The sequence below is a fragment of the Paenibacillus sp. J22P165 genome (assembly GCF_059692015.1).
Window position 1 is genome coordinate 178,528 of record NZ_JCAUAP010000003.1, and the last position, 16,183, is coordinate 194,710.

14 protein-coding genes are annotated in these 16,183 nt (G+C 44.9%); 5 read left to right on the forward strand and 9 right to left on the reverse strand.

The window, feature by feature from the left end:
• Window positions 1-47 precede the first annotated feature (47 nt).
• From AC58QM_RS08485 to AC58QM_RS08505, 5 genes are all read right to left on the reverse strand, one after another.
• Complete coding sequence (locus AC58QM_RS08485) at window positions 48-1,634, reverse strand: response regulator transcription factor (protein ID WP_497283031.1); 1,587 nt, start codon at window positions 1,632-1,634, stop codon at window positions 48-50.
• A 9-nt stretch (window positions 1,635-1,643) separates the two neighbouring features.
• Window positions 1,644-3,485 (reverse strand): sensor histidine kinase, encoded by a 1,842-nt coding sequence (locus tag AC58QM_RS08490; RefSeq protein ID WP_497283033.1) that lies wholly within the window; start codon window positions 3,483-3,485, stop codon window positions 1,644-1,646.
• Window positions 3,486-3,536: 51 nt separating this feature from the next.
• The gene (locus AC58QM_RS08495; RefSeq protein ID WP_497283035.1) at window positions 3,537-4,349 is read right to left on the reverse strand and encodes a carbohydrate ABC transporter permease; all 813 of its coding nucleotides are present in this window, start codon (window positions 4,347-4,349) and stop codon (window positions 3,537-3,539) included.
• Window positions 4,350-4,361: 12 nt separating this feature from the next.
• Entirely contained in the window at window positions 4,362-5,282 is a 921-nt protein-coding gene (locus AC58QM_RS08500; protein WP_497283037.1) for a carbohydrate ABC transporter permease, read from the reverse strand.
• A gap of 88 nt (window positions 5,283-5,370) precedes the next feature.
• Complete coding sequence (locus AC58QM_RS08505; protein WP_497283038.1) at window positions 5,371-6,690, reverse strand: ABC transporter substrate-binding protein; 1,320 nt, start codon at window positions 6,688-6,690, stop codon at window positions 5,371-5,373.
• Window positions 6,691-6,902: 212 nt separating this feature from the next.
• Here AC58QM_RS08505 and AC58QM_RS08510 point away from each other — a divergent pair, with 212 nt between their 5' ends.
• Both AC58QM_RS08510 and AC58QM_RS08515 read left to right on the forward strand, forming a co-directional pair.
• Window positions 6,903-7,100, forward strand: coding sequence for a hypothetical protein (locus tag AC58QM_RS08510; RefSeq protein WP_497283040.1), 198 nt, complete (start codon window positions 6,903-6,905; stop codon window positions 7,098-7,100).
• Between the two features lie 497 nt (window positions 7,101-7,597).
• The gene (locus AC58QM_RS08515; RefSeq protein ID WP_497283042.1) at window positions 7,598-8,581 is read left to right on the forward strand and encodes a 2-hydroxyacid dehydrogenase; all 984 of its coding nucleotides are present in this window, start codon (window positions 7,598-7,600) and stop codon (window positions 8,579-8,581) included.
• Between the two features lie 85 nt (window positions 8,582-8,666).
• Here AC58QM_RS08515 and AC58QM_RS08520 read toward each other — a convergent pair whose 3' ends face one another.
• On the reverse strand, window positions 8,667-9,752 hold the full coding sequence (locus tag AC58QM_RS08520) for a threonine aldolase family protein (RefSeq protein WP_497283044.1): 1,086 nt from the start codon (window positions 9,750-9,752) through the stop codon (window positions 8,667-8,669).
• 100 nt (window positions 9,753-9,852) lie between these two features.
• Between AC58QM_RS08520 and AC58QM_RS08525 the strand changes: the two genes are divergently transcribed.
• From AC58QM_RS08525 to AC58QM_RS08535, 3 genes are all read left to right on the forward strand, one after another.
• Window positions 9,853-10,152, forward strand: coding sequence for a Rieske (2Fe-2S) protein (locus tag AC58QM_RS08525; protein ID WP_497283046.1), 300 nt, complete (start codon window positions 9,853-9,855; stop codon window positions 10,150-10,152).
• Between the two features lie 76 nt (window positions 10,153-10,228).
• Window positions 10,229-11,575, forward strand: a complete 1,347-nt coding sequence (locus AC58QM_RS08530) for an amino acid permease (protein WP_497283048.1) — start codon at window positions 10,229-10,231, stop codon at window positions 11,573-11,575.
• A 49-nt stretch (window positions 11,576-11,624) separates the two neighbouring features.
• A complete protein-coding gene (locus AC58QM_RS08535) occupies window positions 11,625-12,386 on the forward strand; it encodes a MerR family transcriptional regulator (RefSeq protein ID WP_497283050.1) in 762 nt (253 codons plus the stop codon).
• Between the two features lie 158 nt (window positions 12,387-12,544).
• Here the strand turns inward: AC58QM_RS08535 and AC58QM_RS08540 are convergent, their stop codons facing one another.
• The 3 genes from AC58QM_RS08540 to AC58QM_RS08550 all read right to left on the reverse strand — a co-directional run bounded on the left by AC58QM_RS08540 (window position 12,545) and on the right by AC58QM_RS08550 (window position 16,133).
• Window positions 12,545-13,930: an MATE family efflux transporter gene (locus tag AC58QM_RS08540; RefSeq protein ID WP_497283052.1), complete on the reverse strand. Its 1,386-nt coding sequence runs from the start codon at window positions 13,928-13,930 to the stop codon at window positions 12,545-12,547.
• Window positions 13,931-14,268: 338 nt separating this feature from the next.
• Window positions 14,269-15,288, reverse strand: a complete 1,020-nt coding sequence (locus AC58QM_RS08545; RefSeq protein WP_497283053.1) for a Gfo/Idh/MocA family protein — start codon at window positions 15,286-15,288, stop codon at window positions 14,269-14,271.
• Window positions 15,282-16,133: a sugar phosphate isomerase/epimerase family protein gene (locus AC58QM_RS08550; RefSeq protein ID WP_497283055.1), complete on the reverse strand. Its 852-nt coding sequence runs from the start codon at window positions 16,131-16,133 to the stop codon at window positions 15,282-15,284. The genes AC58QM_RS08545 and AC58QM_RS08550 overlap by 7 nt, the downstream gene beginning before the upstream one ends.
• Window positions 16,134-16,183 lie beyond the last annotated feature (50 nt).

Consider the following 16,183-nt stretch of genomic DNA (forward strand, 5'->3'; position numbering starts at 1 on the left):
ACGAACAGCTCAACGGAAAGCGTTTGCATTTCTGTATAAGAAGACTTCTAAGTCCTGTCTTCCCTTGCGCGAATACGGTATTCCGATGGGGATAGCCCCGTTATCTTTTTAAACACTTTCGAGAAATATTTCGGGTCTGGAATTCCTACCAAATGGCCAATATCCGCTGTCTTAAGTTCACTTGTTAATAAGTTCATCGCTTTCTCTATGCGAATTCGTGTCAAATACTCCAGGAAACTTTCACCCATTTCTTTTTTGAACAAGTTGGCAAAATAGTTCTTACTTAAATGCACCAAATTGCTGATCGATTGCAGCGAAATCTCTTGCTGATAGTACTGCCCGATATATTGCGCTGCTTTAATAATGCCGTTTCGATCACTATTATACACACCGATCATATGCCGGACGAGTTCCTCAAATGCTTGCAGGAACCAAGCTTTACTCATTTGAATCGTCTCTAATTTGGACAATTGCTCATAGTACTGTTTCTTTAATTGAAGGATACTCATCTGATCGCTTGCAACCTCTGACCATAGCGTCGTGAGTAGAATTAACAGCTCCAGCGAAATAATTTCCACGAGATCGTAATCTTTACGAGCTGTCAGCTGTTCGAAAATATCCTCCAAATAGGCCTGCAGCTCTTTCGTTTGAAAAGCATATACCATGGAATGAATATGCGTTGTGCTCACTTTAATATTGTCCGCCAGCTGACTTTGCAAAGGCACATAATCAACGCCATACAGAATGACTCGTTCAGATCCTATGAACATTTTATATTTCGCTGCGGCTTTCGCCTGCTCGTAAGCTTCGTGAAGATCAGCCCAACGAATTGTGCTCATACTAACACCTATCGTACAAGAAATTGCGCAATGGTTCTTGAGATAGTGAAGGATAGCTAGCACTAATGTCTTCATCTCTGCCAAGCCCGCAGCCATCATTTCCCCTGTAAAAAGAAGTACATTCATTTCCCCTTGCCGATCGGGAAAAGCTTCATAGGCATTCTCTGTGGAGGCGGGCATCACTGCTGCAAACGCCATGCGTATCAAAGCTTGCGCCTCCTCAACACTCTGCGTCCATTCATTCTTTACGATATGAAGCACATACAAAGGTAGCTTATCATCGGGCAGCTTCAAGCTTTCTACGATTTGGTTACAGCGAGCAGGGTCCTTTTCTTCAAGGAGCTCTAGCATCCGTTTTTCTTTGACGAGAGGCGCTACCTCACTCACCGAGTGCTTCTGCTCACTTGCTGGTGACGCCGCTAGGATTGATTCCTTCACCCGCAGCAATGTTTCCTCCAAATCACGAGGCATCATATCAGATTTGATCATATATTCGGAAACCCCATTGCGAATCGCCTCCTTCGCATATTGGAAATCTTCCAAATTGCTAAGAATGACTATTTTCATATGAGGGTAACTTTTACGTACTTCTGTAATTAACGTGATGCCATCCATAACGGGCATTTTAATGTCTGTGAGAAGAATGTCAGGTGGTGTTGCGCTGATTAAAGCCAACGCCTCTTGCCCATTCGCTGCTTCACCGCTCACCGATAAGCCAATCTTATCCCAGTCAATCATGGAGCGAATACCGAACCTCACGATATATTCATCTTCCACTATCACAACTCGAAACATGCTCTTCACCTACTTCATTTCTGGAAGTCTGATACGAATGTGTGTACCTGCTCCAGGTTCACTTTGAATGTCTAGGCCATAGGACTTCCCACAAATGAGTTTAATTCGTTCATCTACATTGGCTAAGCCAATCCCGCTAACTTTATCAACGGAGGGAGTCTCATGCCGATTCAGGCTTTGAACAAGACTTGCGTCCATGCCTCGCCCATTATCCACGACCTCGAAGCGTATCCCACCTTCCGGATGGATGCTGCACCGAATATGAATTTCACCTATTTCTCGATCTGTAAAAGCATGAAGAATGGCATTCTCTACAATAGGTTGTAAAATCAGCTTCGGTGTACGATACGTACGAACTTCCTCATCCAGATGAACAAACGTCTCGATATTGAAGTTAAATCGGAATTTTTGAATACCTAGATAACACTGCACATGCTCGATTTCTTCTTCAATGGTAACGGTCTCTTCGCCTTTTCCTAAGCTAATCCGCAACAAGCGGGATAGGAGACTGACCATTTCAGCCGCATGATTCGCTTTCTGCAGGAGTGCCGTCCATTTAATAATATCTAATGTATTATACAGGAAATGCGGATTGATCTGCGCTTGTAACGCTTTCAATTCCGCTACGCGCTTATGATTCTGTTCCTCATACACGGTTTCCAATAGACCATCAATCCGTGTAACCATGTAGTTAAAATTTTCGCCCAAAATATCAAATTCATCATTGCGACGCTTGGCTTTAAACCTGACCATCAGATCACCAGACATAACTTGCCGCATCAATCGAATCATTTTCAGAATCGGCTTGGAGATCGAATTTGCCAGCAAGATTGCCGTCAAAATGGAGAATAAGATACAAATGAAAGCGATCACTAGAATAATCTGCAGCAAACGATTCGAATCCTTGTACAGCGAAGCCTCCGAAATAACATTAACGACGATCCAGTCGTTCGTGTGCAGCTTTTTGTAATTCACAATTAATCTTTCGCCTTGATACTTCAATGGAAACACGGATTCGTCTGCAGCCCCACGAAACATGGCTGTGTAGCCATCTTCGCCCAGTACTTCTTTTACATCTTTCCCCAATAGACGACTGTCTGGATAAGAGATGATGTGTCCGGAACCATCAATAACGAAGCTTTCAATGTCCATATTACTCTTGGTCGTCCGAGCACCGATTTCTTTCAGTACATCCTCGCGGATGTCCAGTACGGCAATGATCCCAACGGGACTATCGTCCGACATTTTGTAAATTTGCTTGGCCAGTGAGAAGACGTGAACGTTTTGCGTATTTAGGCTATCGACATAAGTTCCCAACCGCGTGGAAAACCACCGAAAGTTGCTCCCGTCCTCCAAGGTCTGCAGGAATGGGGATACCTTCTCGATAGAGCGGTCGTTCCATCTATAAATACCTTTGATAAAATGCTGAGGTGAAAGAAACGAAATCGACTGTATATCCTGATTAATCGCAATAATGGTCGATAGTTTCGTGGTCAGAGATAGACTATCTAGATCATACTGCGCTGGATCTGTGCGATCCAACGTCCGCAGCATCGTGACAATTTCGTTGTTGTTCACGACCTGCATCATCATATCTTTGTAAATGCCAAGTCTCGTGTCGATATTCTCTGCCGTCTGCTTCAAGAGCTGTTCTGAGTATTCCGTTACTTTATTGTTAATCGTAGACTTCGATATCGAATACGAAATAAACCCCAAGGCAAGCAGGGGCGTGAGCGAAAAAAGGAACAGCAACAGCATCCACTTATAGCGAATGCTGTTCGTCCATGTATACATCCAAGAAGGAATTCGTTTGTGGCGCTGTCGCGTTGCAACCTCTGATGCCTGGGTCATCGTTGAACAACCCTTTCTGTGAAGAGAATCTGACTGGTAAATAGTAGCCTATTAACCTTTAATCCCGGACATGGCCACCCCTTGCACAATTTGACGCTGTAGGACTGCAAACACCAGAATGGTCGGTATAGCAGCGATTGCACTTGCAGCCATAATCAGATTTAAGGACATCGTATTATTCGACAAAAAAGTCGGTAGTCCTGCTGATAAGATCATGTTCTCTTGCGAGGTAATGGAAAGATACGGCCATAAGAAATTGTTCCACGATAAAATGAAGTAGAAAATCCCGACAGAAAACATGGCGGATCTAGTAAGCGGGAGACATATCCGATACCATAATCCAAAATTTCTACAACCGTCGATTTGTGCTGCTTCAATATAATCCTTCGGAACGCCATCCATGAACTGTTTCAGAAGCAGGATCCCGATTGGATTCGTGAGCCCTGGAAGAATGATGGCCCAAATGTTATCGATTAGCTTCAGATGAAGTGTCGTTTCGTAAAGTGGAATGAGAATCGCTTCCGTGGGAATTAACAAGCCAGATACGATGATCATATAGAACACGCCTCTGGACTTGAAAGGCAGCTTTGAAAAGGAAAAGGCCGCCAAAGAACTGAGGATGAGTGAAATAACGGTTGTCAGTACACCGATCACTGCACTATTCCACGTCCATCTCAGGATTTGAGAATCTTTGATCACCTTCTTGTAGTGATACACATGTAAATCCGAGAAATTAACCCAGTCACTTAGCGCGGACACATTGACGCCATCTGGTTTCAGCGAGACAATCAGCATCCATATCAGTGGAAACATAAATAAGAGGGCCAGCATCACCGCGATGATGTTAATTGCGATACCTTTCATGTTCTACCTCCGTCAATCTTTTCTGTCTGTTAATTTGAACTGTGCCACTGCGATAAGCAGCATGATAGCGCAGAATACGATAGACTGAGCCGAAGCAAGCCCGAACATATCCTTTTTGAACCCCGTGACGTAAATGTAGCGAATCATTGTATTTGTGGAGTCTCCTGGACCTCCGCCTGTCATGATTTGTACTTGCCCAAACAATTTTAAGCACGAGATAATTTGATAGAATACTTGTATTTGCATGACTCTCGACAAACCTGGGAGCGTAATATGAATGAATTGCTTCCAAGCGCCAGCGCCATCTATTTTCGCAGCTTCATAATGATCCGTAGGAATTTCTTGCAAGCCAGCTAGGAACAGCACCATCACAAAACCTACTGACCACCAATCGGTTGTTAGCGTAATGGCCCACCAAGCAAAATGTTTGTCCGTCAGCCAGTTTATGTCACCAGGTAAACCAATGAGTTTCAAGAAAGCGTTAATCGGGCCATACTTCGAATCGAAAAGTCGGAGCCAAATGAAACTGATGACTGAGACCGAAAGTACATAGGGAAGGAAAAACATGGAACGGATGAGTGTTCGGAAGCGGAGTTTCTGATTAATTAATAGCGCTAAAATAAGACCAAGTACGATAATTGTTGGTGTACAGATGATAACAAAGTAAATCGAGTGCCACACATACAGATAAAAATTGCTATCCGTGAAAATCTTTTTATAATTCGCAAAGCCAACATACCTCTGCATCCCCTGAATGCCCCAAACGTGCAAGCTCATCCAGGCTCCTCGCCCTACTGGCCACAGATAGAAGATGGCAAAAGGGATCAGAAACGGGACCAGATACAACATTGCCTTCATCTCCAAAACGATTCCAAACGACTTACGTTTGCGGAGCACCCCTGTCTGATTTAGCTCACTCATTTTAGTCTCCATTGTCTCTTCTCCTTGTTACTTTTCTGTATAAGAGCGGGTGGAGCCGCCGTTAGCTTTCGCGGAAGCTTCACCCGATTCAAACGGACGATTAGTTCGTTAAAATATCATTGATTTGCTTATCCATCGTTTTCAAGCCTTCTTCTGGTGTTTGCTTACCGAATAAGATATTCTGTAAGGACTCTGAAACTGTCGTGATAATCGTGGTGTATTTATCTGTTTTCGGTGCAAATTTCACCGTTTTCTGAGCTTCGATGAAGAAATTACGGTATGGCAGCTTTTTGTACTCATCGCTTGTTGTTACTGCGCTGTTCGATGGGACGTGTCCGGCTTGCCCCCATGTTTTGCCGCCTACCTCAGAGAAGTACTTCATGAATTTCGCTGATGCTTCTTGCTTCTCTGTTGTTACATAGGACGGCACGACGAGCAAGTGGGAGCTTCCCCAGTGCGTTTGGCTGCCAAAGATCGCAGGCAGCGGCATTGCACCTATGTTCAAAGCTTTATCGTTAAGCAGGAGTCCCGCTTCCCACACACCACCGAACCATAGGGCAGCTTTCCCACTGTGGAACGAATCCCAAGGTGTTTTATCATTGAGATCACTGTATTTGTTTTTGTACAAGTCCATGTAAAACTTAAGAACATTCAATGCCTTCTCGTTGTTGATCGCAGATTTCGTCATATCCCCATTCAAAATATCGCCGCCTGCTTCATAGTACAAATTCAGGAATGGCTCTTGGAAATAAGGTGTATTCACGGCTAACGCCTGCACACCAGGTACTTTTGCTTGAATTTGTGCTAGTGTTTTCTTAAAGCCATCTGGCGTTAAATCACCCAGCTTCGGTGTGCCATCGTCGTTCAGCAGCTCAGCTTTTTTAAGCAGATCCTTGTTGTAATAGAACATATGGAAGTGTGTATCTAAAGGAACAGCGTAAGGCTTTCCGTCGTAGGAGACGCTTTTGATATTGGAGTCTGAGACTTGTTTCAGATCAAAACCAACTTTGCTGGCTAGCCCATCTAGAGGTAAAATTTGCTTTGCTTTGACGAAGGGAGAGATCCGATCCACGTGTGCGACGGCAACATCCGGTCCTTTGGATGATGAGAGTGCCGTACTAAGCTTCGCATAGTACTCATTGGACTCTAAGCGCAGCTGTTTCACGATGACTTCCTTTTGGGAATCGTTATATCCTTTAACAATTTGATCTACGAAATCACCTTCGCCACCGCCGAACATATTCCAGAACGTGATCTCTACGGGACTCGCTGATTTGGTTGTCTCTGCGGCTTTCGTCGTCGCTGAAGCAGTTGTCGCAGCAGCTGTTTTGGTATCGCTTTCTTTTGTGCTCGAGCAGCCTGTCGCTACCATAGCAAGTGCAATACTTGCGGTAAATAAACTCGTTAGTTTCTTTTTCATTGGGATAAACAACCCTCTCTCATTCGGTTTATGTTCGTTGCGAAAGCCCTTTCACTCAGATGTAAGGGCTTTCCTTGGTTCTAACTTTACAAGGAATCGCTCCGCGTCTAAACCGATAAAACCGTCAACTTTGGGGAACAAACGTAAGAAATCATCAAACTTCGTTAGGCTACAAGGTGACGATGTTACGATTGGAGGGGTGAATCTTACGTATGACACGGATGTGCGCTTGTCTGTGTGATGGGGTTAGGTTGGGTTGGGTTGGGTTGGGTTGGGTTGGGTTGGGTTGGGTTGGGTTGGGTTGGGTTGGGTTGGGTTGGGTTGGGTTGGGTTGGGTTGGGTTGGGTTGGGTTGCTTACACTACTTCAAGGTGCTCCCTTTCATCTCCTGAGCTTGCGGAAACAGGTTAACTGGATAACATACAGCTATTTCGTGTGAAAATCGCAATTATTTGAATATAAATCGAAAATATACAGTTAATTCCCTCAGAACTCCCCACATCCTCGAAATTCGAAGAAATTAGCTGGAGGAATTCCAGTTATCCCGTATATGAGGCCAGAAGTGACCAATTTAGATGGAGAAATTCCAGTTATTTCTTCTGGGTCACTCGACATTAAGCATTTCATCCCCCAGCCTTCCCTCTGATTAACTCTATCTACTCAAATCTATTGCCACATGTTACGATTGGAGTGGACATCGACCCTCCCTTTGCAAAAAGAATTCTACATCTCTAGCACTATAGTAGATTTAAATATATTATTCCGATAAGTTTAGCTATAATGTAACAAACTACATAAAGACTACTTTGACTTGTCAGAATGTGCCTAGCGGGGATTGCCAGCCGCCATTCGTATAAGCACTTATCCCTGCACTTTATCTCACATTAGAAACTCAAGGAGGAATACCCATGTCGACCAAGCCCAAAATACTCGTTACCCACAAATTACCGGAAGCTGTTCAAGATTATTTAAATCTCCACGGAGATTGTACGTTCTGGAATCAGGAAGGCAGTATGCCTCGGAGTGTCATCTTAGACAAAGTCTCGGATGTAGAGGGAATTCTGGGAGGAACAATTGACGAGGAACTGTTACGTTGCGCACCAAAGCTTCGTGTGGCGAGCACTTCCTCCGTCGGGTACAATCATTTTGACATAGCTGCGATGAGATCCCATGGAGTAATCGGCACACATACCCCCTATGTGTTGGACGGCACCGTGGCCGATCTTGTTCTCGCCTTGATGCTCAGTGCAGGGCGAAGAATCGCAGAATTGGACGCTTATGTGAAACAGGGGAATTGGCAAAAGGGAACTAGCGGTACCGAATTATTCGGTGTGGATGTTCATCATTCCACGCTCGGAATCATCGGTATGGGACGTATTGGCGAAGCGATTGCCCAGCGGGCTGTGTTTGGCTTCGATATGAACCTGCTGTATCACAGTCGCAGTCCCAAAAAAGAAGTAGACGAGCGCTTCAATGCCCGCTTCTGCGAACTGGATGAGTTACTAAGTGAATCTGACTACATCGTTCTGATGACGCCTTTAACGCCAGAGACGAAGCATTTGATTGGCGAGGAGCAATTTAATCGAATGAAGTCATCCGCGATCTTCATTAATGCCTCCCGAGGAGCAACCGTAGATGAGCAAGCGCTGATTAAGGCGCTTCAACAAGGAAAAATACGTGGAGCAGGCCTAGATGTCTTCGATATCGAGCCAACTCCTGTGGATAATCCATTGCTCAGTATGCCGAATGTGGTTACTTTACCTCATATCGGCTCGGCGACTGCAAGAACTCGTAATGACATGGCTGAGCTTGCAGCAAAGAATCTTATCGAAGCTCTGAACGGCGGTAAGGCTTATATTGTGCAAGAGTTAAAGGATTTGGTTACCAATTAAGGCTTAGCGTCCTATCCCTCTGAGACGATATAAAAAAAGATCCTCATCGCCATAAGGCACGAGGATCTTTTTACGCTATAGGCACTCATTGCAGCATATTAGCCAATCGCTCAAACGTTAACTTTAGCTTGTCCTTCGGAATCTGTGCAAAGGCATCGCCAATGCTCACCTCGAACGAACAGACCCCTTCGCTCGGCTCCCGCAGATAATGGATCAACCCCACACCTGTCTCTGCGTATAACGCAACCAGGATGGGCTCGAGCTTCTCTTTTGGCACCGAGATGTGAACGTGGAACATATTCGTAACCGGCACCCGCGGCAAGGTAGTCACGTGCTCACAGCGATTGTACAGCGAAGCAAGCTCCACCGCTTCCTTATAGTATTGACCCATTTTGGGCTCACGTTGCTTGAAATAGTAGCTCGCACTGAGATAATACGGATAAAGGCTAATCAAATCGCCGCCATGCCGCCTTTTCCACACCTTCGATTTCGCCGTAAATACCTCATCACCTGCCAGAATCGCACCTGCGACGCCGCCAATTCCTTTGTAGAACGAAATGTACACACTATCGAAAAGCGCACACAGTTCTGCCGCTGACTTCTGATAATACGGCAGCACCTCGTATAATCTAGCACCATCTAGGTGCAGCTTGATTCCGTTAGCTCGACAATGCATCGAAATGGCCTCAAGTTCTTCATAAGGTGGCAGCACACCACCTATTTCTCGCTGTGGCAGCTCAATTAAGAGACACGCGATCTCACTGTTCAGCGCCAAAATCTCTTCCAAACGAATCAATCGATCCTTCTCGCCTAGCAAAACCGATTCAATCTGATGCAGCTCCTTCAAGCCATCTTCTTCATGGATTTCCAAATGACATAACGGATGATACGCGACCTTGCGTTTCCCCTTCTCGTCAGACCAAATGCGCAAGGCAATTTGCTGTGCCATAGTTCCGCTAGGAAAGAAGACAGCTTTCTCTTTGCCCAGATATGCGGCCATTTCCGCTTGGAAGCTCTCTATACTTTCGCCAGTTCCATAAATGTCACTTTCGAGCTTGTCATCGAACTCATTTAAAGCCTCTTTCAAAACTTGAATGTTCTTGCGGCCGTGCCCACCCACTGGATAGGAGGCTTGGCGAAACGCTGCAACTAAGGGGGATACTGTGCTCAATTGATCGTGCTCCTTTGTTTTTGCCCAAGGCATAGAGATCTTGATGTCATTTGAATTATAATAAAGTTGTGATGAAATCCCTTTGTGAAGGAGCATTCCCATGAATGAAATCCTAATTGGTTCTAAAGATCAGTTTACTGCAATCCCGTCCGAAGTGAAAGTCAATGGGAAGCGATTCTTCCTTACAGAAGCGGATGGTGTTTACACACTGCTATCCAGTCGCTGCCCCCACGCCGGCTATGCCGTAGAGCTTGAGTTTGGCGAGCTGGAATGTCCTTTACATGGCTGGACCTTTGAAGTGCATACAGGCCGATGCCATAATGTCCCTAATGCAAGACTTCAACCCTATGAGGTTATCGAAAAAGAAGGCAATCTATTCGCTCTGATGGACATATCCTAGCTGTATATTTTACCAATGGACAAGCTATACTATGGGCTGTTATTATCCATTTCTCTTGAACAGCTTAGGAGGCGGCATGTCCACTAATGCAACAAGCCCATCAAAGAATCGCAGCACGATGACCTGGTGGCAGCTTTCGCTGCTCGGCGTCGCCTGTACGCTAGGAACTGGCTATTTTCTCGGAGCTGGAATCGGCCTAACCATGGGCGGCGCTTCAATGCTCTTTATGTTCATTTTGGCTGCAGCAGGCACTTATTTCGTGCTCGATGCTTTGATTCAAATGACAGGCGACAATCCACAACAAGGCTCATTTCGTACATATGCCAAGTTAGCATTCGGCCGTTGGGCCGGATTCAGCTGCGGCTGGATTTACTGGGGCTCACAGTTAATGATTGTGGGGAGTCAATTAGCCGCGCTATCCCTGTTTACACGATTCTGGTTTCCCGCTATTCCGATGTGGCTGTTCGCATTAATCTATGCCGGTCTTGGTGTAGGTGTCATCCTGCTTGGGGCCAAAGCCTTTGAACGATCCGAGCATATCTTCGCACTCATTAAAGTATCTGCGCTTCTCATGTTTCTCCTCCTTGCAGGAGCTGCGGTCCTGGGATGGATTTCAGGCGGACTTCATCCCCTCTCCTTTCCGATAAACAGGGACACCTTTGTACCATCAGGGCTCAAAGGTACTTGGTCTTCCTTCATCTATGCCTTCTACGCATTCGGCGGCACGGAAATGATGGGGCTTTTCGCGCTGCGCCTGGGCAAATCGAGTGAAGCTCATAAAGCGGGCTCCATTATGATCCTTCTTTTAGCTATTCTCTATATCGTCTCCCTCTTCTTCGTTTTGACCCTGCTGCCCTTACACGCTCTCCATGACAAAAAAAGTCCCTTTCAGGTTAGCTTGGAAAGCTACCCGCTGCCCTATGTACCGCATGTGTTCAACGCTATTCTCATTATCGCTGCCTTCTCAACGATGGTGGCTTCCTTGTTTGCCGTTACATCCATTCTCGTTGCCCTTGCCAAAGATCATGACGCCCCATTCCTATTCACCCGTACCACGGGAAAAAGGCAGATTCCTTATCCTGCTCTTGTCTTTACTTCAGGTGGCATGGCTGCTGCGGTTGTTCTTTCGTTGCTTCTACCAGAGGAGCTGTACACGGTGATGTCCACCGCAGCTGGTCTTACCTTACTCTTCATCTGGTTGTTGATCTTACTTTCCTCTGGACGTTTACTAACACATACGACTTCAAATGTTATTAAACGTTGGGCAGGCATGCTGCTCATTCTAAGTGCCATTTCGGGAGCCGCTTTTCACCCGACAACACGTCCAGGCTTCTTCGTTAGCTTGATTTTCATCTTAATAATCGCTGCCATCACTTATGCTGTGCATTTTACATGGCCGAAACTCGCGAAAAAAAGGTATTGACATTAACGCTACGTAAAGCTTTACAGTTAAGGTGTCAGGAGGTGAGCAGATGGAATATACAGTGCAGCACTTGGGAAAGTTGGCTGGCATCAGCACCCGTACACTGCGCTATTACGATGAGATTGAACTTCTTATGCCGGCAAGAATCAACTCATCGGGATATCGCATTTATGGGCAAGCAGAAGTAGATAGACTTCAGCAGATTTTATTTTATCGAGAGTTAGGCGTCCCTCTCGAGCAGATCAAAGAAATCATAACATCGCCTAGCTTTGACGGAACCCGTGCACTGAAAGACCATCGGGAGCAACTTCTCGACAAACGAAAGCAATTAGACATTCTTATTGCGAATGTGGAACACACCATTGCTTCGAAGGAAGGGAGAATACCCATGTCAAATGATCAGAAATTCGAAGGCTTCAAACAAAAGCTAATTGATGATAATGAGAAACAATACGGAAAAGAAATTCGCGAGAAATATGGCGATGAGCAAGTGAATAGAAGCAATCAGAAATTAAAGAATATGACGCAAGATCAGCATGACGAGGTTACTCGTCTGGCAGAAGAAGTAGCCGAAACATTAGCTGAAGCCTTCAAGCTAGGTGATCCAGCTAGCGCGCTAGCACAAAAAGCAGCCGATCTGCACAAACAATGGCTTATGTTCTATTGGAGTGAATATAGTAAAGAAGCACATGCAGGACTTGCCCAAATGTATGTGGATGATGAGCGCTTCAAGGCTTACTATGATGTGAAGCAACCGGGCACTGCTGAGTTTCTTCGAGATGCGATCCACATCTATACAGGGGGACACTAGCACGTTTTCTATGATTTCGTGCAAACATCCAATTCTTTTACAAGAAACTGAATATAGTATAATTACCAGCCGCCAGCCACAACCCTTGTGTCACCATTCTCATAATGAAAAAGAAGCCCTAGACTCTCTCCATAAGAGTTTAAGGCTTCTTTTGTATGTTAAATCGATTTAGCAGCTAATACTTCGCCACTTGGTCTAACAAGTGATTTCGTTTGCCATACGCGGCTACGCCAACGTAGATACATCAGCAAGCCTCTCACCCACTCATCAACTGTAAATGCAATCCATACGCCGAGAAGGCCCATTTCTTGATGAATTCCGAGATAGTACGCTAAAGGAACTGCAATCCCCCACATCGAGACAACACCCATCATCACAGGGAATCTAGCATCACCAGCCGCGCGCAAAGAATTAATGACAACTAAGTTAAAAGTTCTACCAGGTTCCAAAATGATTGAAAGTAGTAGAATTGTGGAACCCATAGCAATAATATCGGGATTATCGGTAAATAGTCCGAGCAGTTCTTTACGGAAAATCGACGTAATGCCCACAATAACGAAGGTTAGGACAAAGGTAAACTTCAGACTTCGGAGCAATTTATGATAAGCAGCTTGAAATGCACCTGCACCCACCATGTGCCCAATAATAATTTCCGTCCCCATGCCAATCGCCATGCCCAGAGCCATGAAATAATTGGTCACATTCATGACGTACACATGTGCACTTAACGCCGTTGCCCCAATAATATTAATAAAGCTGAAAATCATCAAATACTGGGACTGCCAAGAAATATGTTCCCCCGCCGAAGGTAAACCAATACTAAGTATTTGTTTGACAATTTTAGACTTGAAAGTCACGTAATGCTTTAGTAGAATCGGCACCTGTAAGCGACGGTACAAGATCACCACAAGTACAATGAGTCCCAGAAGTCGACTTACCACCGTAGATACTGCAGCACCGGTTACTCCCCATTCAGGGAAGCCCAGATTACCGAAAATCAAGAGACTGTTACCCACAATATGAATCACATTGACCCCTAACGTAACGAACATAACATCTCTCGTCTGCCCATTAGAGCGAAGTACGGAAGAAATCGCATACGACAAGGCTTCAATCCAGATAAAAGCCGAGATGATATTCAAATACTTTTTCGCAATCGCGATTTGTGTTGGCTCCAAATTCATTACATGCATCAAGGGCTCGCCAAACACCACTAACGCAATGCTCACGATAATACCAAAAATCAGATTAATGGTGATTGCCAAAGCGGAAATCCGGCTTGCTTCCTTCACTTTACCTGCGCCCAAATGCTGTGCAACAGCTACACTCGTCCCGATACCCACAAAACCGAACATCAAAATACAGAAAACGATGATTTCATTCGCCAAACCTACGGCTCCCGTTACTTCATCCGATATTCGGCTTAACATGAAGACATCCGCAGTACCTAACATCATTCGTAATACAGAATCAATAAAAATCGGCCAAGTGACTGCGAATAGACGAAGTTTTTGCCATGATGCCGTTGAATCTATGTCTTTCATTCGTATTCACCTCAAGTAATTGCAAATGCAATTAGCATAGAATACGAAAGCGATTGCAGTCAAATGAAAATAATTTACACTATGACTAACTCCTTCACGTGGAGCGCTTTCTTGCGCTATGCACTTATTCCTTCCAAAAGATTGAATATTCCTTCTCAAACACTTAATCGCCTCCTTAAAAAATAAAAACGCCGCTAGCTCCAAAAAAGAGCTAACGGCGTGTGCTTCACGCGTGAAAAATGATATTTTAACGATATCAAAATTATTACCTCATTGCAAAATAAATCTCAATCGTTATATATCCAAGGTTCTTTGCTATTGCTATTCTATCCTGCCCCTTACTTCACTTCGACCCAAGCCCCTTGCTTATCAGCCGATGCTATCTCAGCCACAGCAATTTCAATCGTTTCACGAGTACTACCAGGAGTTGCTGTTGTGACCGACTCTCCTGCGAGAAGCGTCTCTGCGAAATATTTCAGTTCCAAATAGTAACCCATTTCAGGGGAGAGCTCCGGAGTGAATCCAGGTCCATCATTCAAATTCACTTTCAAGCCGCTCGCGTTGAAAATAAGATTAGCTTTCTCGAAGTTGACGCGGTACACCATTTCGAAACCGTACTCGCCTTCTAACGTCCAGTCGGCTTGCGCATTGATAACTTTGCCATCTCCATACAAATAATTCGTAGACACGACATCGTAGCCGCTGCCAGGAACTACATTACGGGCCAAACAGGAAACGGATTCCGGTTTGCCAAACAACCAGTTGACCATATCGATATCATGAACATGCATATCCAACAAAGCTCCGCCGCTCTTCTCTTTATCGAGTAGCCACGGTCCCCAAGTCGGTGTTGCGCCGCCGCGGTAGAAATATCCGCTCGTTACTTTGCCGTAAGTCCCATTCTCAACAGCATCTTTCAAATACACATAAGCTGGCCAGAAGCGTAAACATTGTCCGATCATTAGCTGTTTCCCATTCGCTTCGGCTGCTTGAATCATCTCTTCACACTCTTGTGGATTGGATGCCATCGGCTTCTCACACAGCACGTGGAGACCTTTATTTAGACACTCAATTGTAATATCGCGGTGCAAATACGTCGGAAGCGCTAGATCTACGAAATCCAATTGTTCCTTCTCGATCATCTCGGACACACTTGTGTATTTCGCGTAGAGATTGAAATCAATCGCAGAATCACCTGTAGCAATATTTCCTGCAACTGCGTTGCCTTCAAGCTTCACGGGATCGATATCGCATAACGCTACAACTTTAATCGCAAGACCTTCTGCTTCGAGTCGTACGTAATTCTCCAAATGTGTTCTTCCCATGAACCCTAATCCAACTAGTCCGATTCTTAACATGATGACTTCCTCCCCAGAATAGCATCCATGGCACCGGATGTGTTGTAGACAATTTGCTCGCCGAAGTGCGTATAGCCTGGAATCATCTCAGCGATGACATAATCTTCATAGCCAATGGATTGAAGAGTTTTCATAACTTCTGGATAATTTACATCACCAGCAAGCAGATCTACGAAACCATGCAAACCACCAGCTGCGCGGCGATAATCTTTGAAATGCACTTTTTTAATACGATGGCTCAAAATTGAAATCCAATGCTCAGGGTACCCCGAGAAGATGACATTCCCTACATCAAAATAAGCGCCTACATAAGGAGAATTTACTTTATCAATGAAATCACGCATTTCCAGCGGAGATAGTAAAAATTTGTTCCATACATTTTCAATCCCAATTGAAATCTTCAAAGACTCGGCAACCTTCGAAAGCTCTTGAAACGCTTCAAGAGAGAAGTCATAAGCTTGGTCATAAGGTACCACTTCAGAATCAGGGATGAAATCAACGCCTACCGCACCTGGCACAACGAGAATCGTGTCTACACCAAGTACCGCGGCATGCTCAAGCTGCTTCTTTACGATGTCTTTCGCTTTTTGACGCGTATGTGGCGCATTGCTTGTCAACGAATACGACCAGAAAAGACCTGTAGCTAAGCTGCTTATCTCAATACCTGTTTCGTCGGCATGTTGACGGTACGCACGAACTTCACTTTCCGCGCTTTCCAAGCTAAGTTCGCCTGTTTCGTTCAAAGCTAACTCAATCCCATCAAACCCGGCTTTTTTCGCAGTCGTAATACAATCTTTCACGCTCATGGAGCCCGGAAATGACCAAATATTAATCCCTTTTTTCATTGTTAAATCCCCTCCGCTTCTTTTCTTTATTATAAAAGAGGGCTGTCACA